Source organism: Pasteurella oralis, from assembly GCF_002850605.1.
GTDB classification, from domain to species: Bacteria; Pseudomonadota; Gammaproteobacteria; order Enterobacterales; family Pasteurellaceae; genus Pasteurella; species Pasteurella oralis.
In genome coordinates this window covers 37,545-60,573 of the sequence record NZ_NXGB01000005.1, presented here as the reverse complement: position 1 = coordinate 60,573, position 23,029 = coordinate 37,545, and the positions used below count along the sequence as shown (strand labels likewise).

Annotated in this window: 21 protein-coding genes; 6 read left to right on the top strand and 15 right to left on the bottom strand. The window is 37.2% G+C overall.

The genetic code is table 11. The annotated features are described in order from the left end of the window. Positions 1-16: 16 nt before the first annotated feature. The 3 genes from C0975_RS07570 to C0975_RS07560 are packed head-to-tail and all read right to left on the bottom strand — an operon-like array spanning position 17 to position 2,481. A complete protein-coding gene (locus C0975_RS07570; protein ID WP_101775791.1) occupies positions 17-1,369 on the bottom strand; it encodes an anti-phage deoxyguanosine triphosphatase in 1,353 nt (450 codons plus the stop codon). A gap of 6 nt (positions 1,370-1,375) precedes the next feature. Next, complete coding sequence (locus tag C0975_RS07565) at positions 1,376-2,071, bottom strand: CidB/LrgB family autolysis modulator (protein WP_101775790.1); 696 nt, start codon at positions 2,069-2,071, stop codon at positions 1,376-1,378. After that, a complete protein-coding gene (locus C0975_RS07560; protein WP_101775789.1) occupies positions 2,068-2,481 on the bottom strand; it encodes a CidA/LrgA family protein in 414 nt (137 codons plus the stop codon). The genes C0975_RS07565 and C0975_RS07560 overlap by 4 nt, the downstream gene beginning before the upstream one ends. 132 nt (positions 2,482-2,613) lie before the next feature. Between C0975_RS07560 and C0975_RS07555 the strand changes: the two genes are divergently transcribed. The 3 genes from C0975_RS07555 to C0975_RS07545 are packed head-to-tail and all read left to right on the top strand — an operon-like array spanning position 2,614 to position 4,691. Continuing rightward, positions 2,614-3,105, top strand: coding sequence for a thermonuclease family protein (locus C0975_RS07555; protein WP_101775788.1), 492 nt, complete (start codon positions 2,614-2,616; stop codon positions 3,103-3,105). Then, a complete protein-coding gene (locus tag C0975_RS07550; RefSeq protein WP_101775787.1) occupies positions 3,102-4,301 on the top strand; it encodes a cysteine desulfurase in 1,200 nt (399 codons plus the stop codon). Before C0975_RS07555 ends, C0975_RS07550 begins: the two co-directional genes overlap by 4 nt. Further along, positions 4,302-4,691, top strand: a complete 390-nt coding sequence (locus C0975_RS07545; RefSeq protein WP_174674049.1) for a SufE family protein — start codon at positions 4,302-4,304, stop codon at positions 4,689-4,691. It begins immediately after the preceding gene. 294 nt (positions 4,692-4,985) lie between these two features. Here the strand turns inward: C0975_RS07545 and hldE are convergent, their stop codons facing one another. Continuing rightward, positions 4,986-6,416, bottom strand: a complete 1,431-nt coding sequence (gene hldE / locus C0975_RS07540; protein WP_101775786.1) for a bifunctional D-glycero-beta-D-manno-heptose-7-phosphate kinase/D-glycero-beta-D-manno-heptose 1-phosphate adenylyltransferase HldE — start codon at positions 6,414-6,416, stop codon at positions 4,986-4,988. 231 nt (positions 6,417-6,647) lie between these two features. Between hldE and C0975_RS07535 the strand changes: the two genes are divergently transcribed. Further along, the gene (locus C0975_RS07535) at positions 6,648-7,589 is read left to right on the top strand and encodes a Kdo(2)-lipid IV(A) acyltransferase (protein WP_101775785.1); all 942 of its coding nucleotides are present in this window, start codon (positions 6,648-6,650) and stop codon (positions 7,587-7,589) included. Positions 7,590-7,652: 63 nt separating this feature from the next. Here C0975_RS07535 and C0975_RS07530 read toward each other — a convergent pair whose 3' ends face one another. From C0975_RS07530 to sstT, 6 genes are all read right to left on the bottom strand, one after another. Further along, positions 7,653-8,213 carry a TorD/DmsD family molecular chaperone gene (locus tag C0975_RS07530; protein WP_101775784.1) on the bottom strand — a complete coding sequence of 187 codons (561 nt, stop codon included), beginning with the start codon at positions 8,211-8,213 and terminating at the stop codon, positions 7,653-7,655. Continuing rightward, complete coding sequence (locus tag C0975_RS07525; RefSeq protein ID WP_101775783.1) at positions 8,210-8,818, bottom strand: NAD(P)H-dependent oxidoreductase; 609 nt, start codon at positions 8,816-8,818, stop codon at positions 8,210-8,212. Before C0975_RS07525 ends, C0975_RS07530 begins: the two co-directional genes overlap by 4 nt. An 8-nt stretch (positions 8,819-8,826) precedes the next feature. After that, complete coding sequence (locus C0975_RS07520; RefSeq protein ID WP_101775782.1) at positions 8,827-9,276, bottom strand: NfeD family protein; 450 nt, start codon at positions 9,274-9,276, stop codon at positions 8,827-8,829. A 25-nt stretch (positions 9,277-9,301) separates the two neighbouring features. Next, the gene (locus tag C0975_RS07515) at positions 9,302-10,225 is read right to left on the bottom strand and encodes an SPFH domain-containing protein (RefSeq protein ID WP_101775781.1); all 924 of its coding nucleotides are present in this window, start codon (positions 10,223-10,225) and stop codon (positions 9,302-9,304) included. Positions 10,226-10,270: 45 nt separating this feature from the next. Continuing rightward, positions 10,271-11,722: a molybdate ABC transporter ATP-binding protein ModF gene (gene modF / locus C0975_RS07510; protein ID WP_101775780.1), complete on the bottom strand. Its 1,452-nt coding sequence runs from the start codon at positions 11,720-11,722 to the stop codon at positions 10,271-10,273. A 74-nt stretch (positions 11,723-11,796) separates the two neighbouring features. Further along, positions 11,797-13,038, bottom strand: a complete 1,242-nt coding sequence (gene sstT / locus C0975_RS07505; protein WP_101775892.1) for a serine/threonine transporter SstT — start codon at positions 13,036-13,038, stop codon at positions 11,797-11,799. A gap of 367 nt (positions 13,039-13,405) precedes the next feature. Between sstT and C0975_RS07500 the strand changes: the two genes are divergently transcribed. Beyond that, complete coding sequence (locus C0975_RS07500; RefSeq protein WP_101775779.1) at positions 13,406-13,855, top strand: LexA family protein; 450 nt, start codon at positions 13,406-13,408, stop codon at positions 13,853-13,855. Positions 13,856-14,034: 179 nt separating this feature from the next. Here the strand turns inward: C0975_RS07500 and lpdA are convergent, their stop codons facing one another. The 5 genes from lpdA to C0975_RS07475 all read right to left on the bottom strand — a co-directional run bounded on the left by lpdA (position 14,035) and on the right by C0975_RS07475 (position 22,522). After that, positions 14,035-15,456, bottom strand: coding sequence for a dihydrolipoyl dehydrogenase (lpdA, locus tag C0975_RS07495; RefSeq protein WP_101775778.1), 1,422 nt, complete (start codon positions 15,454-15,456; stop codon positions 14,035-14,037). A gap of 123 nt (positions 15,457-15,579) precedes the next feature. Beyond that, entirely contained in the window at positions 15,580-17,463 is a 1,884-nt protein-coding gene (aceF, locus tag C0975_RS07490) for a pyruvate dehydrogenase complex dihydrolipoyllysine-residue acetyltransferase (RefSeq protein ID WP_101775777.1), read from the bottom strand. A 75-nt stretch (positions 17,464-17,538) separates the two neighbouring features. After that, positions 17,539-20,202, bottom strand: coding sequence for a pyruvate dehydrogenase (acetyl-transferring), homodimeric type (aceE, locus tag C0975_RS07485; protein ID WP_101775776.1), 2,664 nt, complete (start codon positions 20,200-20,202; stop codon positions 17,539-17,541). 833 nt (positions 20,203-21,035) lie between these two features. Continuing rightward, complete coding sequence (gene ycfP, locus C0975_RS07480; RefSeq protein WP_101775775.1) at positions 21,036-21,575, bottom strand: alpha/beta hydrolase YcfP; 540 nt, start codon at positions 21,573-21,575, stop codon at positions 21,036-21,038. A gap of 32 nt (positions 21,576-21,607) precedes the next feature. Further along, positions 21,608-22,522 (bottom strand): ATP-grasp domain-containing protein, encoded by a 915-nt coding sequence (locus tag C0975_RS07475; protein WP_101775774.1) that lies wholly within the window; start codon positions 22,520-22,522, stop codon positions 21,608-21,610. Between the two features lie 159 nt (positions 22,523-22,681). On the opposite strand from C0975_RS07475, the gene C0975_RS07470 reads away from it, so the two are divergent. After that, positions 22,682-22,945: a GrxA family glutaredoxin gene (locus tag C0975_RS07470; RefSeq protein ID WP_101775773.1), complete on the top strand. Its 264-nt coding sequence runs from the start codon at positions 22,682-22,684 to the stop codon at positions 22,943-22,945. Positions 22,946-23,029: the final 84 nt, after the last annotated feature.

Below are 23,029 nucleotides of genomic sequence, written 5' to 3'. Positions count from 1 at the left end.
GTGATATTGCTTAATGCTATAGTTGCTGATAAACCCTTAATGCATAAGCATCAGACATACCAGCAATGTAGTCACAAATAATGCGTTTTTTACCCTGTTCTGCTGCATTTTTCCAGCGAGTTGCCGTATTACGTGGCAACAAGCGTTCAGGATCTGATTCAAAAATTTGGAACATTTCTGTTAAAATACGTTGGCCTTTGTATTCGATACGTTGAGTTTCTACATTTAAAATCACATATTTACGCACAAAATCTTTAAATACTTGTAATACAGCTTTAACTTCTGTTGGTAATTCAGCATTGTAACGTAATAAGGGTTCATGAAAATCCGCAGTTAATGTCCAGCGCACACTTGTAATAAAATAATTCACTAATGCACCAATCGCATTTTTACGTAAATAATGTTGATCAGAAAACAGGTTAGCTGTAATACTCTCAATATTTTTTCGCATCCAATCAGATGCTGATTTTTTTAGTGCCTCTACCGCTTCTTGCCATTGATGAAGATTAACGACACCAGTGACAATCGCATCTTCTAAATCATGTACGCCATAAGCAATGTCATCTGCTAATTCCATTAAACTACAGTCTAACGATTTAAAACGTGTTTTTAAAATTTCATTCGCCATTGAGCGAGCTTTCTGCCATTGCCCAAATAACTTACGATCATATTCACTTAATGGTACTAGCAACCAATCAAACATAGGCAAATCATCGCGAAATAACCCCTTACCGGGCTTCCAATCCATTATTTTCACATAACGAGGATCTGTATTTTCTGTTAAGGATAACTCTGCATATTGGGGCGAGGATTGATCTAATATCGTCGGATATTTAACAATCCCTAAAATAGTACGACGCGTTAAATTCATTCCTGCTTCAACAGTATAGGGTTCTAATTTTGTCAACAAACGAAACGTTTGTGCATTACCTTCAAAACCACCATGATGACGCATCATATAATTTAATGCCACTTCACCACCATGCCCAAACGGCGGGTGACCAATATCATGAGCAAAACAAAGGCTCTCGATTAAATCGTTAGTCGGTAATAACCCTTTAAGTTGTTTTTGTAGATCATTTTTTTCTACACTCAACTGGTTGGATAAATGAATGAAAGCGTCTGCAAAACGCATCTGGGCAGCCAAACTGCTACCGATTTGCGCTACTTCTAAAGAATGTGTGAGACGAGTACGATAAAAATCATTCTCTCCAATTGCATGGATCTGTGTTTTTGCCTGCAAACAACGAAATGCAGCAGAATGTAAAATTCGTCCACGATCGCGACAAAATGCGGGACGATGATCTTTTTCTCGAGGTGTATCTGCAATAAAACGCGTTTGCCAAATAGGATCAATTTGGTTCTTCATATTATGTTATGCCATGACAAAATAAATGAGTTTAAATGTGATAGGAGCAATGATAGAAGTAATGATGCCACACAACACTAACGCGATGGAACTATAACTACCTGCTTTTTGATCGCTTTCCATACAGGTTACTGTACCTAAGGCATGCGAAATAGAACCAATCGCTAAACCCAATGCTTCCGAATGTTTAATACGTAATTTTTTTAATACCCACAATCCCAATACTGAACCTTGTAATCCAGCTAACACGACACCTACAGCCGCTATAGAAGGTATCCCTCCTAAACTATCAGCCACTGCCATTGCAATAGGGGTTGTTACTGATTTGGGTAATACAGTGGCAACCATATCTGGTGTTGCGCCTAGTACCAAAGCAAGTACTGCACCTGATATCATCGACAATAAAGCAGCAGCAAAAGTAATCAATAAAATCTGCTGCCAATGACGACTGATTTGATGAAGCTGTTCATATAAGGGGACTGCTAAAGCAACAATACTAATACCAAGTAAATTATTTAACGGCGCATTACCTAATAAATACTGGTCATAAGAGATATTCATACTTAACAATATGCTAACTAAGATAATCATCGTCAACACAAAAGAATTAAATAAGATCGATTTCCAATATTGACTAATTTTAATCGCTAAGCCAAATGCAAGCAGAGTGAGAACAGAATAGAGATAAATACTGACATTCATCGTGCTTTCTCCATTTGTCTGCGTACCACTTTCTTACGTAAATACGCAAATGATTTGCGCGAAAAGAGATAATCAGAGAATAAACCAACAAAAACCAACGTAAAACATGTGCTTAATATGTTTGGAATGAGCAAAACTTTGATTTGAGCAAGCAATATATCAGCATATTTCACAATACCCACACTGACAGGAACAAACAATAATGCCATATAACGAATCAATAAACTTGAAGACAAAAGCACCCAATCTAATTTGATAATCCGCAATGTTAGGCATATAAATAATAACAACAGTCCCCAAATACTAGCAGGGATACCTAAATGAACATAAGCAAAAATCCACTCTCCGAGCCATAACATGCCATATAAAATAGCAAATGAGCGTATTAGATCAAAAATTTTTTGGGTCATTTTTACTCCATTAACTTCTAACAGCTAAAAATTACTGTCTTACATAAAAATGAGGGAATATTTTACGCTCATTTTTCATATTTTGTTAGTTTTTAGGTAGAATAGCCAGATTTTATCAGGACTTTTTCTTCTATGTATAAAAAGAAAGCATTTATTGGGCTTTGTTGTTTATTATTGAGTTACACTGTCCAAGCAAACCGTCCTCTATATTGTAAAGTCGTTAGCATTTCCGATGGTGACACGCTAAGTTGTTTATTAAAAAATAATAAACTAATTCGTGTACGCCTCGCTGGCATTGACGCACCAGAAAAAAATCAAGCATTTGGTCAAAAAGCCAAACAATTTTTAGGTAAGCTCGTTCATAAACAACAAGTCAAGCTCGTTGTCGCGGGTTATGATCATTATCAGCGTACACTTGCTGAAGTTTATACGTTACAAGGACAAAATATCAATTTAGCCATGGTCAATGCTGGTATGGCATGGGTATATGAAAAATACAATACCAAGCCAATTTATTTACAAGCGCAACATAAAGCTAAACAACAAAATTTAGGCCTTTGGCAAGAACACCACCCCATTCCACCAGCACAATGGCGTAATAAACAAAAGAGAATATCACAATGACATTTAATTCAACGGCATTTCAGCAACATTTTCCTTATTTGCAACAAATTGATGCGGTCACTTATTTAGACAGCGCAGCAACTTCGTTAAAGCCGCATGTCTTGATCGATGCTACAGTAGATTTCTATCAATCGGCTGGTTCAGTGCATCGTAGTCAATATGATGAAAAACAGACCGCACTTTATGAACAAGCTCGTGAGCAAGTAAAAAAGCTTGTCAATGCAGAATCTTCTTCTGCTATCATTTGGACTTCAGGCACTACCCAAGCAATTAATCTAGTTGCACAAGGGCTTGCTGCCCAATTTACCACACAAGATGAAATCATTATCAGTGAAGCAGATCATCATGCTAGCTTTGTAACTTGGCATCAAATTGCACAAAAGTGCGGTGCAAAATTACGTATTTTACCACTCACAGAACAGTGGCTGATTGATGAAACTGCACTGCTCAATGCATTAAATAGCCATACGAAATTAGTCGCCCTAAATTTTGTGTCCAATGTCACGGGGACACAACAGCCTATTCAAAAATTGATTCAACTTATCCGCCAACATAGTCGTGCTCTTGTGTTAGTTGATGCAGCTCAAGCAATTAGCCATATTAAAATTGATCTAGCAACATTAGATGCAGATTTCCTAGCCTTCTCAGCACACAAACTTTACGGGCCAAATGGGTTAGGAGTATTAACAGGTAAATTAAGCGCGCTTGAGCAACTTCAACCTTATCAATATGGCGGTAAAATGGTCGATCGTGTATCAAAACAACAAATTACGTTTACTGAATTACCTTATCGACTAGAAGCAGGTACACCGAATATTGCCGCTGTCATTGGTTTTAATGCGGTCCTCACATGGTTACAACAGTGGGATTTTATACAAGCCGAACAATATACAGTTCAGCTAGCGAAACAATGTAAAGCACGTTTAATGCATTATCCAAACTGCCAATTGTTTCACTCCGCACAACCAAGTTCAATTGTCTGTTTTATTTTTAACAATGTTGCAACTATTGATTTAGCTACTTTATTAGCTGAACAAAATATCGCCTTGCGCGCAGGAGAGCATTGTGCACAACCTTACTTAGCGCGTTTGGGACAATCATCTACTTTACGTTTATCTTTTGCACCTTATAATCAGCAAACTGATTTAGATATTTTTTTCAACGCGTTAGATAACGCCTTAGACTTATTAGCTTAAATGATCAAACAACAATTAATACATAGTAAAACTTGGGAAGAACGTTACCGTTTAATTATTCAAGCGGGAAAAAATCTTGCTCCGCCCACAGAGCAGCAATTAGCTCAAATGCAGTTTATTTCAGGTTGTGAAGCTAAAGTGTGGTTTCAAATTTTTGAAAAAAACGACCGCACTTTTCATTTTGCGGCGTTTAGCGAAGCGCGTATTATCAATGGATTACTGTGGATTTTATTACAAGAGATCAATGGTAAAACCGCTATACAGCTACAACAGTTTGATTTACAAGCCTATTTTTCAGCGCTAGGTATTGCACAACGTTTAAGTTCAACAAGATTGAATGGACTAAAACAAATCGAAAATCAATTACACCAACTAAAAAATACGGTTTAATTTGTGCTAACAGCATAGATTAAATTTCATAGCATAAATAACTAATCGGTCCCAGTGAATATTCACTAATGGAAAGCCTCCTTACTACATGAACTCTTAAAATAAGCAGTTTATCTCACTATCATTTGAAACCAGTTTCCATTGTTAGCTCACTTGCATTACTTTCTTCTTTCAATGGCAAACAATGCACTATAATGAGTAGTCAAATTTGTCTCACAAAAAAGGGCAGACCCTTGTCTGCCCTATAATCATCATTATGATATAAATTTAAACTTCATGTTATAACACAAAAAATTAATCTTTTAACTGCTTAATCTTGCTAATTACATTGGTTGTCGAACATCCATTTTCAAAGTTAAGCACGCGTACATCCCCACCATTTGCCCACACTTCTTTACTACCAGCAATGTCTTCTGGTTTATAGTCACCACCTTTCACTAATAAATCAGGCAATACTTCAGCAATTAAACGTTGAGGTGTATCTTCATTAAATTCTACTAGCCAATCTACAGAGGCTAAACCCGCGAGTACTGCCATACGGGCAGATAAATCATTAATTGGGCGAGTTTCACCTTTTAAGCGTTTAACTGACGCATCGCTATTTACTGCAACAATTAAACGATCACCTAATTTACGTGCATTTTCTAAATAAGAAACATGACCTGGATGTAAAATATCAAAACAACCATTAGTCATCACTATTTTTTCGCCACGGGCCTTTGCTTGTGCAACAACCGCTTTCAATTCCGTTTCACTCATAATACCAAACCCTGTATTTGAACGCCCATGAATCGCATTTTCTAATTCCACAGTAGATACTGTTGATGTCCCTAATTTGCCAACGACAATACCTGCTGCCACATTTGCTAAATAACAAGCTTCCTCAAAAGTACGCCCATCTGCTAATGCCGTCGCTAATACACTAATTACAGTATCACCCGCCCCTGTCACATCAAATACTTCTTTTGCTTCTGTAGCTAAATGGAACGCAGGTTGATTTGGTCGTAATAATGTCATCCCTTTTTCTGAACGAGTGACTAATAACGCCGTTAGCTCAAAATCCGCTATTAGTTTTAACCCTTTTTCAATAATCTCATCTTCAGAATGGCAAGCACCAACAACAGCTTCAAACTCTGACATATTTGGCGTTAATAATGTTGCACCACGATAACGTTCAAAATCTGTCCCTTTAGGATCAATCAGGACAGGAACCTTGGCTTGACGTGCAATTTGAATCATTTGTTGGACTTGATTTAATGTCCCTTTACCATAATCAGACAATACTAAAGCACCATAATGTTTAACCGCATTCTTAAGTTTTTCAAGCAATACATCGCTCGTCACATTTTGGAAATCTTCTTCAAAGTCTAAACGTAATAGTTGCTGATGACGTGATAAGATACGAAGCTTAGTAATGGTTGGATGTGTATTTAATTGAACAAAATCACAATCAATACGATTATTAGCTAATAAATGCGTTAATGCACTACCAGCTTCATCTTGTCCAGTTAGACCTAATAATTGTACAGGCACATTTAACGCTGCAATATTCATCGCCACGTTAGCAGCTCCCCCTGCACGTTCTTCATTTTCCTGCACACGAACTACAGGTACCGGCGCTTCAGGCGAAATACGATTAGTTGCGCCAAACCAATAGCGATCAAGCATTACATCACCTAATACTAGCACTTTGGCATTATGAAATTCTGCTGAATATTGAAACATTTGATTTCTCTCTATGTGAAAAAATTTTGTTAATTTTAGCATAGGAAAACAACTATTTCCCCTTTAAATTCCATTAAATAATATGAGATTTTTTATAAGATGACTTTCCTAATTAGGCGAGAACTAGTAATATGCATGCCCTATTTATGTGATAATTTGTCATACTACGGAAGATTCGAGTAATATGTTTTTTCATACTCAATTTCTCACTCAAGATACTAAAACGATTTTATGGTGAACAACAAACTCCCTACATTTCAGCAAGCATTTTTAAAACCAAAACACTGGGGATTTTGGCTTGGCGTTGGTCTCTGGCGCTTAATTTTATTGCTACCTTACCCGATTTTACTCAAAATTGGGCATGCTCTCGGCTGGCTATTGACCAAACTAAATGTTGGAAAACGTAGGACTAATATCGCTCGTCGTAATTTACAACTTTGCTTTCCACATTATTCATCAACACAAATAGAACATATTCTAACGGAAAACTTAAAAGCGACAGGCATGGCAATTATCGAAACAGGTATGGCGTGGTTCTGGTCTGATGCACGTATTAAAAAGTGGTCAAAAATTGAAGGATTAGAATATTTAAAACAATATCAACAAGATGGTATTATCCTCGTTGGTGTTCATTTCCTTACTTTGGAATTAGGAGCAAGAATTATAGGCTTACATCAACCAGGTATTGGTGTTTATCGTCCAAATGATAATCCATTGATGGACTGGTTACAGGTACGTGGGCGGCTACGTTCTAATAAAGACATGCTCGATCGTAAAGATCTGCGTGGTATGATTAAAGCAATTCGGCATGGTGAAATTATCTGGTATGCACCAGATCATGATTATGGACGTAAAAATGCGGTATTCGTGCCTTTTTTTGCCGTACCTGACGCAGCCACAACAACAGGCAGTTACTATTTATTAAAATCATCACCGAACAGTAAAGTGATTCCTTTTTCTCCGCTACGTAATGCTGATGGCTCAGGCTATACTGTAAAAATTTCAGCACCAGTTGACTTTTCTGATATCTGCGACGAAACCAGTATCGCAATACGCATGAACCAAGTAGTTGAAAAAGAAATCATGCAAGGTGTCGAACAATACATGTGGTTACACCGTCGTTTCAAAACTCGACCAGATGATAATCAACCGAGTTTATATGATGATGAATAAAAAAGTGTGGTAAAAAAAGCAGACTTTTTAAGATCTGCTTTTTGACTGCATAGTGTTGAGTAGTTACACTTCGTCTAATTCATCTGCCATTGCAGCAAGAATATCTTTGCACAACAGAGCTAACGCTTTATAAAAAGGCAAACTGGCTTTTGTTTGCACTTGTGCCAAAAACTGACTTGCACAAGGTAATAAAAAATACTCAAAAAATTCTCGTTGGGCAGCAACTGAATCTAAATTATCTTCAATCCAAGAGGCGCTAAGTAAAAGCAATGCAAAATGATCCGCATTTTCCACTTCTGGCATACCACGCATTTGACGAAAGTTGACGAATTCAACCACATCGACTTCATAAGCTGAAATTTGCGTTTTGACTAACGCATTCTCACCGATAAATAACTTTTGATACTCTTTATCCAGTGCATTCAAATCCAATGGCATTTGTAAGCTAGCTAGTGCTCGTTCGCTTTGTGTATCGGTAGACAATGCCCAGAGCTGAGTTAAGCCATTTTGCTGTAGCCAAGTAAATACATTCGCTAAAATAGGATCAGTTGGTGAACGATACCATAAATTACCAAATAGGCGGCTAATCATCGAAAAATTACTCAGTTGATTTTCTGTTGTCATGCTTTTTTCTCTAAAAGTGCGGTCAAATTTTGCTGAGTTTTAGTAACGGCACTCTGCAACATTTGCTGGCGAGCCTGATCATCAATAATATGGATATCACCAAATAGCTCATGCTGAATATCGCTAATACCGCAATAGTTAAATAAACCATCAACTAAACAATCTTTTAATGAACCAGCAAAACCTATTTCTTGATAGCGCGCAACATTATTACCAATTGTAATAAATTGTTGCATCTTTTTGTTTTGCAACAAACCGACTGATTCATCATTTTCGGTTTTATAAGCAAAACCATAGCTTAATACTCGATCTAAATAACCTTTCAATATGGCAGGAAATCCCATCCACCAAAGTGGATAAATGAGGGTAATCAAATCGGCATGAGTAATCAGTTTTTGTTCATGCTTCAATTCAGCTGGCACAATATCTTGATATATAGCTTGCATTTCTTCCCATGATAAAACGGGGTTGAAATTTAGAGTATAAAGATCACGTACAACAGTTTCTGCTCCTGCATTTTGGCTAGCTTGCACCACAGCATCTAAAATCGCGCGATTAAAGCTATTTTGTGTATTAGGATGCGCAAAAATAATCAGATGATTCATCGTATTCCTTAATTTACTTTGTTGACTAATAAGGTAATACCTTCCACACCAATCACTTCGACTAAATCACCTACTTGCAATTGATTGCCTTGAATTCGCCAAGTCGTATCACCAAAATGTCCACGTCCAATACCATTACGAGCCATTTCTTTGACAGTACCTTTTGCACCAAGCATCGCGTGATCACGCTGATTTAATGAAGAATGAGATTGATCACTTTTATCCTTACTGTGTTGATATTTCCACCAAACCACACTAAAAATCAATGCTAAAATGGCATAGCTAATTACCAGTACAGTTAAAGATAAACTTGGAATTAACGCCATAATCCCCGCAGTTACTAATGCTGCAAGTCCCCACCAAAGCAAAAACACGCCAGGAATGACAATTTCTGCAATAAGTAGCACAAAACCTAAAATAAGCCAGTGCCAAACATTCCAAGTGGAAAACCATTCCATAATCAACCTCACTTTCTGACTTTAATTACGCTTGTTTATCGTTTTTCAATAATTCTGCGATACCTGCGATTGAACCAATCAAGTTACCCGCTTCTAATGGCATTAACACCACTTTACTGTTTTCTGAACCGCCAATTTCTTTTAAAGCTTCAGTATATTTTTGGGCAATAAAGTAATTAATTGCTTTGGTATCACCACTTGCGATCGCTTCAGACACCATTTGTGTTGCACGAGCTTCCGCTTCTGCCGCACGCTCACGCGCTTCTGCTTGCAAAAATGCTTCTTGACGTTCACCTTCTGCTTTCAAAATACGTGCTTGTTTATCACCTTCTGCACGTAAAATTTCTGCTTGACGCACCCCTTCTGCTTCTAAAATATCTGCACGTTTATTACGTTCAGCTTTCATCTGCGCGTTCATTGCCGCAATCAATTCTTGTGGCGGGCGTACATCACGGATTTCAATACGAGTAACTTTAATCCCCCATGGGTTAGTGGCTTCATCAACAATAGACAATAAACGACTGTTGATTGAATCACGTTGCGACAACATTTCATCTAACTCCATTGAACCTAATACCGTACGAATATTTGTCATAGTTAAATTGATAATCGCCTGCTCTAAATGATTCACTTCATAAGCTGCATTACGCGCATCAATAACTTGTACGAAGCACACAGCATCAATTGAAACGTTTGCATTATCTTTTGAAATGACTTCTTGTGAAGGAATGTCTAATACTTGCTCCATCATGTTAATTCGACGACCAACACGATCAATAAAAGGGACCACAAAATTTAGACCTGGTGTTAACGTATGGGTATAACGACCAAAACGTTCAATTGTCCAATGATAACCTTGCGGAACCGTTTTCAATGTGGAATATAAAACAACAACAACTAATACAATAAAGAAAATTGTTGCAATGGGTAAACCGTTAATAAAGCTCATTCTTATTCTCCTAAATGAATTAAATTCACACAAAAGTCTAGCAAATTAGACCGCACTTTGTATATAAGAATATTGTCCAGATTCTGCAACAAATTCAAATATATGAGTAATACAATTTGGCGCATCCTGATCTTGATGAGAAACAAAAAGTAACTGCGTTTGACTATTATTCACTAATTGCTCAATAAAGTGCTTAACTAACTTTCTATTCAAACCATCAAGCCCTTGAAAAGGCTCATCTAAAATTAAAATAGGTGGATGTTTTACCATCGCTCTTGTAATTAAGAGGAGGCGCTGCTGTCCCCAAGAAAGTGAACGAAATGGTTTTTTCGCCACATTCGCCAAATGTAAACGTTGCAACCATTGCATTGCTTTTAGTTTTAACATTTCAGGTACCTGTTGATAGACGCCAATACTATCAAAAAAACCCGAAATAATCACATCCAGCACGCTACAGTTAACGCGGTAGTCCATATGTAATTGACTGCTGACATAACCAATCTTCTGTTTAATCTGCCAAATAGTTTCACCGCTACCACGTTGTTTACCGAAAAGCACAACATGATTGACATAAGCTTGTGGGTGATCACCAGTTAAAATAGATAATAATGTCGATTTGCCTGCACCATTAGGTCCTTTTATCCACCAATGTTGCTGCGGTGCGACTGTCCAACTTAAATCATGTAAAATCTTCTTATCCGCATATTGAATATTCACATGTTTTAGTTCAAAAGGATTAATCCCTGCTGCTAATGTCATAGGCTCGCCAACTACTTCTGGCAAAGGAACATTAAGTGATGTTTCTGCTTGGCAAAGCTGTTGATACACTAAGTGTTGCTCAATTTGTTGTTTTGTCCCTTGTAAAATCAATTCGCAACGATCTAATAGTGCAATATGGCTCACCCTATCTGGAATGTCAGCAAAACGGTTTACAATTAACATTAACGCCATATTATTTTGCAATTGGCTTAATAATGCTAACCAATCTTGTACTGACTTTTTATCTAATCCCTCAAAAGGTTCATCTAAAATCAATAAATCAGGTTCACTAACCAAAGCTTGGCACAATAACACTTTTCGGCTTTCCCCCGTTGAAAGCTGAATAAATGGACATGTTAATAATGCAGTAATATTCAATACTTCTGCATATTGTTGGCAAAGGGCATATTTATTCAAACCATTTAAAATAATGTCTTGCGCCGTTTTACCAAAATCATCTGGACTTACTGTATCACTATTACGATCCTTAAACGTGGCCTCAACAATATCTTGCTGCTTTTCAAAAGAAAGCACAGCAATACGCTGAAAATGGTTTTGATATTCACCACAATCTAACACTAATTTATTTTGCAATGCCAAAGAAAATGCACTTTTCCCACTCCCATTACTACCAACTACTACCCAAAATTCGCCTTGTTTTAAAACAAAATTGGCAATATTTAAACGTTGATGTTGTATTAATTTAAAAGTTGCGTGCTCAAGCTGTAATTGACTCATGACCATTGACCTATTTTTAGGTTGATTATAAAAAAAGCGGATATAACATCCGCTTTTTATACATCACTATTACATTATGCTTGGTTATTTTCTTCAGCAATACAAGCTGCCGCAGTAAACAAGACATCCGTCGATGAGTTTAGCGCAGTCTCTGTTGAATCTTGTAAAATACCAATAATAAAACCGACACCAATCATCTGTGCTGCCACATCATCAGAAATACCAAATAAACTACAAGCTAGTGGAATTAACAATAATGAACCACCAGCAACACCAGAAGCACCACAAGCACACACACTGGCAACGACACTTAATAATAATGCACTGAAGAATGATACCTCGATACCTAACGTATGTACTGCAGCTAAAGTTAAAATTGTTACTGTAATCGCCGCACCTGCCATATTAATGGTTGCACCTAATGGAATAGAAACAGAATAAGTTTCTTCATCTAAATTTAAACGTTTTGCCAAATTAATATTCACTGGAATATTCGCAGCCGAGCTACGCGTAAAGAACGCTGTCACCCCACTTTCACGCACACAAGTCCAAACTAATGGGTATGGATTACGACGAATTTTCCAATACACTAAAATTGGATTGACCACAAAAGCAACAAATAGCATTGAACCAACTAAAACTACTAATAAATGGACATACCCACCTAGTGCAGCTAACCCCTTATCAGCCAAGGTTTCGCTCACTAAACCAAATACCCCAATTGGTGCAAATGCAATAATCACATACACAATTTTTGATACTGCTTCAGCTAAATCTGAAATCATGACTTTAGTTGTTTCAGAAGCATGGCGCAACGCTAGACCTAAACCAATAGACCATGCTAATACACCAACGAAATTTGCTTTAAATAACGCATTTAAAGGATTATCTACAACGTTAAACACTAAAGTGAGTAATACTTGTCCAACACCTTGTGGAGCAGATGTCATGTCTTCTTTTGTTGCTAAAGCCACTTCACTTGGGAATAAGAAACCAGCTATTACTGCAGTTAACGCCGCTAAGAAAGTCCCTAAAAGATATAAAATCACAATAGATTTCATATTACTTTTAGTCCCAATTTTTTTATTTGCAATCGCAGCCATAACAAGCACAAAAATCAAAATCGGGGCAACTGCGCGTAATGAACGAACAAAAATTGTCCCTAACACACCGACTTTTTCTGCTAAGTTAAAACCTAATACACCTTGTAATGTAGGTGTGATTAATGCCACGATAAGACCTAAGATAAGACCAATAAAAATGCGTTTAACCAAATTACCTTGGAAAAACAAACTAAATAAACGAGATGTATTCATAATTAAATCACGCACGTGCTCATACACTTGTTATTAATATTTAGATCAAATATTTGATCCCCCTAACAATGACTAAAGATAGCCTACTTTTTAATTAAAGAAAATATCAATTCTTATATTTTTGATAAATTACCAATCCTCTATTAAAAATAGCCTAATTCTGATTAGAAAAAATCTCATTTTTAGGTCAATTTTTTAGATGAAACTTATTCTACTAAAGGATTAAAAAACAGCAACTTGATTAGATTACATACAGAAAAAGTGTAAATTTTTTTCAATAAACACAAAATACCCTCTTGACAACCTGTATATAACAACAGTATATTTCACCTGTATAAATAACCAGTTTAATTTAAAGAGGTATATGATGAATTACGCAAATAATACTGTGGCACAAAATGATAACGCCTTGTCCTATCGTCCTATGCCACTTTATGATGATATCCAGCATTCACGTTTTAACTTTAGCAAGAAACTTGATTTGAATCTTTACTGCGTAAAACGCCCACAGCAAACTTGTTTTATCCGTGTGACAAATCCAAATATGTTAGCTTGGGGAATAGAAGTAGATGACATGCTCGTAGTAGAGAAAAATGAAAGTTTATCATTAGGTGATTTAGTCGTATTAGAAGTAGAAAATCAATTTCACATTTATGAATTTATCGCTCATCAACATGCTGAATTTGTTTTTCTTTCCCTTGATTCAAAACAAGCTAATATTAAAACAGAAAATTGGTTATCTTTACCTATTGTAGGGACTGTCACTAACACCATTCACCAAATTAAACCTCGAAGTAAAATGCGTTTTGCCGCCTAGGGGCTAAATTCAATAAAGTGCGGTCAATATGTTAAAAATTTTAACCGCACTTTACTCGGCTTTAAAAAACACCAGACTCACCATACAAAATAGATTGTGCTTTGCTATATAGCATATAAAAAAATACCGCACTTTAGATAAGTGCGGTAAAAAGTTACTCTTTGTAATCCAATAACAAATTATTTTTTCTTCGCTTTTGGATTCGGTAAGTCAGTAATTGAACCTTCAAACACTTCTGCTGCTAAACCAACAGACTCATGTAAAGTTGGGTGAGCATGGATCGTTAGCGCTAAATCTTCTGCATCACAACCCATTTCGATTGCAAGGCCAATTTCACCTAACAATTCGCCGCCATTCGTCCCCACAATAGCACCACCGATGACGCGATGAGTATCTTTATCGAAGATTAATTTAGTCATACCGTCTGCACAATCAGACGCAATTGCACGACCAGAAGCAGCCCAAGGGAACTTCGCCACTTCGTAGTTAATACCTTCTGCTTTACATTCTTTCTCTGTTTTACCAACCCAAGCTACTTCAGGTTCAGTATAGGCAATTGAAGGAATCACTTTTGGATCGAAGTAATGTTTCATACCTGCAATCACTTCCGCTGCAACATGCCCTTCATGTACGCCTTTATGCGCGAGCATTGGTTGACCGACAATATCACCAATCGCAAAAATGTGCGGTACATTCGTACGCATTTGTTTATCTGTGCGAATGAAACCACGATCATCCACTTCAACACCAGCTACACCGGCATCAATTAATTTACCATTCGGTACACGACCAATCGCGACTAATACAGCATCATAACGACATGTCTCGTTTGCTGCTTTGCCTTCCATTGATACATAAATACCATCTTCTTTCGCTTCAACCGCTGTCACTTTCGTTTCTAATAATAAATTGAATTTTTTAGAAACACGTTTAGTATAAATTTGAACCATATCTTTATCCGCTGCTGGAATAACTTGGTCAAACATTTCTACTACATCAATTTTTGAACCTAATGCGTGGTAAACTGTCCCCATTTCAAGACCAATAATCCCTCCCCCCATAATTAATAGGTTTTCAGGCACTTCTTTTAATTTAAGTGCATCTGTGGAGTCCCAAATACGCGGATCTTCATGTGGAATAAACGGTAATTGAATTGGACGTGAACCTGCTGCAATAATCGCATTATCAAATTTAATAGTAGTTTCACCTTCTTCACCAGCAACAATAATTGTATTTGGACCAGAGAATTTACCATAGCCATTTACAACTTGTACTTTACGTTGTTTAGCCATACCCGCTAAACCGCCAGTAAGTTGATTAATGACTTTTTCCTTCCAACCACGGATTTTATTCACATCGGTACTTGGTTCACCAAACACGATTCCATGTTCTGCTAATGCTTTTGCTTCTTCAATAACTTTAGCAACGTGTAACAATGCTTTTGATGGGATACAACCTACGTTTAAACACACACCACCTAAGGTTGAATAACGCTCGACGATAACAGTTTCTAAACCTAAATCTGCACAACGGAATGCTGCTGAATAACCCGCTGGTCCCGCACCTAATACCACAACCTGAGTTTTAATTTCTTTATTCATTTTAACCTCGTTAAACGATGTGATGAACTTGTTTAAAATTTCACGATTTTTGACCGCACTTTATCATCACATTTGGCTAATAAATACTTATCCGTTCAACATAATGCTGAACGGATAAAGCAATTACATCACTAAACGACGAAGATCAGATAATACGCCATTAATATAACTAATAAAACGTGCACCATCTGCACCATCAATAACACGGTGATCGAAAGATAATGATAATGGCAACATAAGACGCGGGGTAAACTCTTTACCATTCCAAACTGGCGCCATTTCAGATTTAGACACACCCAAAATAGCCACTTCTGGTGCATTTACAATTGGGGCGAAATGAGTTGTACCAAGACCACCCAAGCTAGAAATAGTAAAACAGCCACCTTGCATATCTGCTGCAGTCAATTTACCTTCACGCGCTTTTTTCGACACTTCCATTAATTCACGAGAAAGCTCAATAATGCCTTTTTTATTAACATCTTTGAATACAGGCACGACCAAGCCGTTTGGTGTATCCACAGCAACCCCAATATTGACATATTTTTTCAAGGTTAAACGCTGACCATCTTCTGAAATAGAACTATTGAAACGAGGATAAGCTTCTAAAGCTTTCGCAGCGGCTTTCATAATGAATACCACTGGAGTGATTTTCACACCAAGTTTTTGTTTCTCTGCAAGTACGTTTTGTTCTTTACGGAATTGCTCTAAATCTGTGATATCAGCACGATCGAAATGAGTAACATGTGGGATCATTACCCAGTTACGATGTAAGTTTGCACCTGAGATTTTATTGATACGAGTTAACTCAACTTCTTCAATTTCACCAAACTTACTGAAATCAACTTTCGGCCATGGCAATAAACCTAAGCCTGCTCCATTTGCAGCACCACTTGCTGGTGCGGCTGGCACTGAGCCTGATTCAACAGCTTTAATAGCCGCTTTAACATATGCTTGAACATCTTCTTTTAAGATACGTCCTTTACGACCAGTACCTTTAACTTTATCTAAGTTAACTCCAAATTCACGTGCTAAACGACGAACCACTGGTGTTGCATACGCGAAAACTGAACTACCTGTCACTTCAGCATCACCTGCTGGTGCACTTACAACAGGTGCACTCGCTTGTGCTGGTGCAGCTTGAGGCGCAGGTGCAGGTTGCACAGACGCTGCAACAGACTCAGATACCGCACCTACTACTTCAAAGCGCATAATTAATGAACCAGTAGATACTTTATCACCTGACTTCACTAAAATTTCTTTTACTACGCCTGCAAATGGTGCAGGTACCTCCATTGAGGCTTTATCACCTTCCACAGTGATCAATGATTGTTCTTCAGTGACAGTATCGCCCACTTTGACCATGATTTCAGTCACATTCACTTCATCACCACCAATATCAGGCACATTCACATCTTTCACCGCACTTTGTGCTGGTGCGGTCGAGGCGGCAGCTTGCACTGGCGCAGATTCACTAGCGGGAGCTGAACCTGTTTCAAATTTCATAATTAATGAACCGGTTGAAACTTTATCACCAACTTTAATTAAAATTTCTTTTACTACACCCGCAATTGGTGCCGGGACTTCCATTGAAGCTTTATCACCTTCCACATTGATGATAGATTGCTCAACTTCAACCTTATCACCAACTTTAACCATAATGTCAGTTACGTTAACTTCATCACCACCAATATCTGGTACATGAACTTCTACCATAGCATTTGCCACTGATGCAACAGATACAGCTTCTACTTTTGGCGCTTCTGTAGGTTTCGCATCGCCAGCTTCTAATACAAACATCGGTGAGCCTGTAGAGACCTTATCACCAACTTTGACTAAAACTTCTTTAATGACACCAGCTTCTGGGGAAGGCACTTCCATTGAAGCTTTATCACCTTCTACATTAATTACGCTTTGATCTACTGCAACCGTATCGCCTGCTTTCACCATGACCTCAGTAACAGTAACTTCATCACCACCAATATCTGGTACTTGAATTTGTTTTGACATGTTCTTTTATCCTCCAATCATTCCATAAAACGCTCCCTTTTTTCATTTTCAGGGAGCAGGAATGTTAATCGTAAATTAGGCGTAAAGTGGATTCACTTTATCTGTATCAATACCGTATTTTTGAATTGCTTCTGCAACCACGTTCTTATCGATAGTGCCCTGTTTCGCAAGCTCAGTTAATGCCGCAATAGCAACATAACGCGCATCAACTTCAAAATGCTCACGTAAGTTTTCACGGCTATCTGAACGACCGAAACCATCTGTGCCTAATACACGATAGCTTGCAGCTGGTACATATGCACGTACTTGTTCTGCAAACAATTTCATATAATCTGTTGCTGCAACTGCTGGCGCATCATTCATCACTTGAGCAATATATGGCACTCGTGCTTGCGCTTCTGGGTGTAATAAATTCCAACGATCAACATCAGCACCTTCACGCGCAACTTCTGTGAATGATGGCACACTATACACATCAGAAGTCACACCAAAGTCATTTGCCAATAATTGTGCTGCTTCACGAACATGACGTAAAATCGCACCAGAACCTAATAATTGAACTTTACCTTTACCTTGACCCGTTACAGTTTCAAATTTATAGATACCTTTACGAATACCTTCTTCCGCCCCTTTTGGCATTGCTGGCTGATCGTAAGTTTCATTTAAAGTCGTAATGTAATAATAAATGTTTTCTTGCTCTGGACCATACATACGACGTACACCATCTTGCATAATTACAGCAACTTCAAAAGCAAACGCTGGATCATAAGAGATACAGTTAGGAATTGTTAACGATTGAATATGGCTGTGACCATCTTCGTGTTGTAAACCTTCACCGTTTAATGTTGTACGACCCGATGTACCACCGATCATGAAACCACGTGCTTGTTGGTCACCCGCAGCCCACATTAAGTCACCAATACGTTGGAAACCAAACATAGAGTAGTACACATAGAATGGTATCATTGGGAAATCATTGGTAGAATAAGACGTTGCTGCAGCCAACCAAGATGCCGTTGCTCCTTGCTCATTAATCCCTTCCTGTAATACTTGACCATCAATTGCTTCACGATAATAAGAAACTTGCTCACGATCTTGTGGGGTATAATTCTGACCATATGGGTTGTAGATACCAATTTGACGGAATAAACCTTCCATACCAAAAGTACGCGCTTCATCTGCTAGAATAGGTACAATACGTTGTCCTACAGATTTGTTTTTCAATAATACGTTCAACGAACGCACAAATGCCATAGTAGTTGAAATAGGACGCGCTTGCGCTTCAAACAATTGTGCAAATTCTTCTAATTCTGGCACTTCTAATTGTTCCGTAAAACGCGGTAAGCGAGTTGGTAAATAACCTTGTAACGCTTGGCGACGCTCATGAAGATATTTATATTCCTCTGAACCCTCTGCAAACTTGATATAAGGTAAGTTTTCAACCTCAGCATCTGCAATATCAATGTTAAAACGATCACGAACATGTCTTACACCTGACATATCCATTTTTTTCACTTGGTGAGCAATATTTTTACCTTCTGCAGCATCACCCATACCATAGCCTTTGATCGTTTTCACAAGTAATACAACTGGCTTACCTTTCACTTGTTTTGCTTTATTAAATGCAGCAAAGATCTTTAATGGATCATGTCCACCACGATTTAATGCCCAAATTTCATCATCTGTCATTTCTGCCACTAATGCTTCTGTTTCTGGGTAACGACCGAAGAAGTGTTTACGGACATAAGCACCATCTTTTGATTTCATTGTTTGGTAATCACCATCAACAACTTCCATCATTAATTGCAATAATTTACCTGAAGTATCACGTTGTAATAAGCGATCCCAACGGCGACCCCAGATAACCTTAATTACTTCCCAGCCCGCACCGTTAAATAAACCTTCTAATTCTTGAATGATTTTACCATTTCCTGTGACAGGTCCATCTAAGCGCTGTAAGTTACAGTTAATGACGAACACCAAGTTATCTAATTTTTCACGCGCAGCAACTGAAATTGCACCACGTGATTCAACTTCGTCCATCTCACCATCACCTAAGAACGCATAAACTGTTTGATCTGCAGTATCTTTTAAGCCACGGTTATGTAAATATTTTAAGAAGCGAGCTTGATAGATTGCATTCAATGGTCCAAGCCCCATTGACACTGTTGGGAATTGCCAGAACTCAGGCATTAATTTAGGATGAGGATAAGAAGAAAGACCTTTACCGTGTACTTCTTGGCGGAAGTTATCCATTTGTTCTTCAGTTAAACGACCTTCTAAGAATGCACGTGCGTAAATGCCCGGAGAAATATGACCTTGGAAGAAAACTAAATCGCCTCCGTTTTTCGCAGAACGCGCTTTAAAGAAGTGGTTAAAACAAACTTCATAAATAGTTGCTGAGGATTGGAAAGAAGACATATGTCCACCTAACTCCAAATCTTTTTTCGAAGCACGCAATACCATCATAATTGCATTCCAACGAATAGCACCGCGAATACGTCTTTCTAAATCTAGGTTGCCTGGATAATTAGGTTCTTCAGAAGCTGGAATGGTGTTAATATAGTCAGTAGTGATACCTGTTGGTAAAGAAACATTGTTTGCACGAGCATGTTGCATTAATTGTTCAATAATGAACTGTGCTCTTTCAACACCCTCTTCGCGAATGACCGCATCAATAGCTAACAACCAATCATTAGTTTCGACTGGATCTACGTCATTCTTTAACATATCTGACATAGTCTTTTCCTTATTTTGTTAAGTTAAAAGTAAGCTCAATCTTAATTAAGATTAAACGATGAATTAATAACTAAATTGATAAAATTGAATACAATTTGTGCAAGATTTGCTTAAACAAAAGCACTTCACAAATTTTTAACAAATTTTATAAATATTATTAGATTTTTTTAGAGAAAGATAGTGATTTCTCTCACAAAACGCAAAAAAGAATACTTTTTAGGTAGCTGTTTTCTTCCCAAGATCTATTCCTTTCAAACCGTCAAAAAAAAGTCAAAATATATCTATTTGCATGTAATAAAAGCAAATGAAAACTATTTTTATATTATAACCTTCATTTTAAAGAATAAGTAGAAATTGTATCAAAAACGACCAAACGAATCTTAATTGACTCAAATCACAATGACAATAAAAGAGCGGTCAATAATGTTCAAATATTCTAATGTCTATATGCTGTTCAGAAAAAGCTGGAATATATGATTTGCTGATTTGTGATACGAGTTAAACAGAGTCTTACCGCAAGCAAGTAAAATTGACTTTCAAAAAGGAGCGTTGACATTTCCCAAAAGAGTGTAAGTTATGTATCTAAAAATTATGTCTATAAATTAAGAAACCATTTATCATACTGTGAATCAGACGTTGAAGAAAAAACCTAACTACTAAAAAATTGTCTATTTACATTTTAAAAACAAAGTCTAAAAGCAATAAGTACATTCAAAAGAAAGGGATGTTAATGGGTAGCAGAAATTCACCTTTATAGCAGGTAGTTTTTAGTCAACAATAAAAGGACAAAAATTTTCGTCCTTTTATTTGAATTCAGTATGTATATAGTTTAATTAACTTTGCTTAAATGCTTTGATCTTTTGTAAGTGATGAGAAATTTTCTTAAATTTATGGGTTTCTACTTCGTCCCATACAATTTCATAGAATGGTGATAACACATCAGCACTACGCTGTGAATCAAGAATACCATCTTCTTTTGATAAAAAGACTAAACAATTACCCCGATTTTTTTCCCGAAAGTTTTCAACACATTTCGTTGCAATATCTTCATATTCTTCTGGGCGATCTATCTTGCCCTGCATGTTCTCATAAGGGAATAAATTAGGATTAAAAATAGCCTGCTTAATGTCACATAAAAAACCTATCCGTTCAGACCAATAACCGCCTAAACCTACACCACAAATTAAAGGCACCGGATCTTTACTTTCAGCAATTAATTTATGTACTTCTTTTAATAAAAACTGCATATCATGACGTGGGTGTAAAGTACTATAATTAATAAAACGTACATCATCGTCAACAAACTTTAATTGCATTACTTTTTCATAATTGCCCGGGCTACTTGAATCAAACCCATGTAAATAAATAATCATTTATGGCTCCTACATATTAAAATCATTGAATTTTATACCGCACTTTGCGCTACTTTGCATTTCTTTTCAAGATAAACTATCATCTGCAACGCAATATCAATACCACTCGTTTTCTCGATCATTTCTAAACCGGGACTCGCATTCACTTCCAATACTAATGGACCACGTTTTGAACGAATTAAATCAACACCCGCCACTTCCAAGCCTAATGCTTGTGTTGCTTGTACTGCAATCGCCCTTTCTTGTTCAGATAAAGTTATTTTTTCAGCTAAGCCACCACGATGAAAATTAGCACGAAATTCGCCATTCTGTCCAATTCGTTGCATACAAGCCACAACACGTTCACCAATCACAAAACAACGCACATCACTACCATTCGCTTCTTCAATAAATTCTTGGGTGAGAACGGGCACATCTGCTTGCTTTAATGTTTCTAAAATACTCACCGCACTTTGTTTTTTCTCCGCTAAAATTACGCCAATGCCCTGTGCACCAGATAGCGTCTTTAAAATTGTTGGCGACGCAATTTGTGCTATCGCACAACTTGCGTGAAATTCGGAACCTGATAACAATGATGTCGGAACATGAATGCCACTTTCAGCTAAAATTTGCAAACTTAACCATTTATCTCTTGCTTTCAAAAATGCCTGTGCCGAATTCAAACAGGGTACCTTCTTTGCTGCAAAATGGCGTAATACTGCACATCCCATTTTAGTACTTAATGTACCAAAACGAGGAATAACAGCATCATATTGCGGTAATAGTACAGGTTCGACCTCCATATTTGTTTGATAATACAATTCAAAGTGCGGTCGATTTTCTGTTAATTTCAATAAACAACGATTTGGATCAAAAATATCCATTTGATGCCCACTACTCTCGGCAGCTTCTTTTAAACGCTGGCAGCTATAGAGGCGAGGCTCACGGCATAACATTAATAATTTCATAACCATTCAATAGCAAGAAAAAGCCACATAACAAATTGTTATATTATACTCATCAAGCTTATGCTGAAAAATAGTTTATTCTTTTTCTTTGCATAAGGTAGAATAGTCCGATTTAAACGAAACTAAATTGTTTGTTTTCAACTCAAAAGAGGAAATAATATGTTTGTTGTTATCTTTGGTCGCTCAGGCTGTCCATATTGCGTACGTGCTAAAAATTTAGCAGAAAAATTAAAAGAAACGATGACTGACTTTGATTATCGCTACGTTGATATCGTAGCTGAAGGTATTACCAAAGCGGATTTATCTAAATCCGTTGGTAAACCAGTAGAAACTGTGCCACAAATTTTTATTGATGAAAAACCAATTGGTGGCTGTACCGATTTTGAAGCGTTAATGAAAGCACAATTTAATGTGATTACCTAAACTGTAGCGACATAAAATGCGATGAAAATTCATCGCATTTTTTATGTGTATCAATTTCTACTTGCACATTTATACAAATGAATA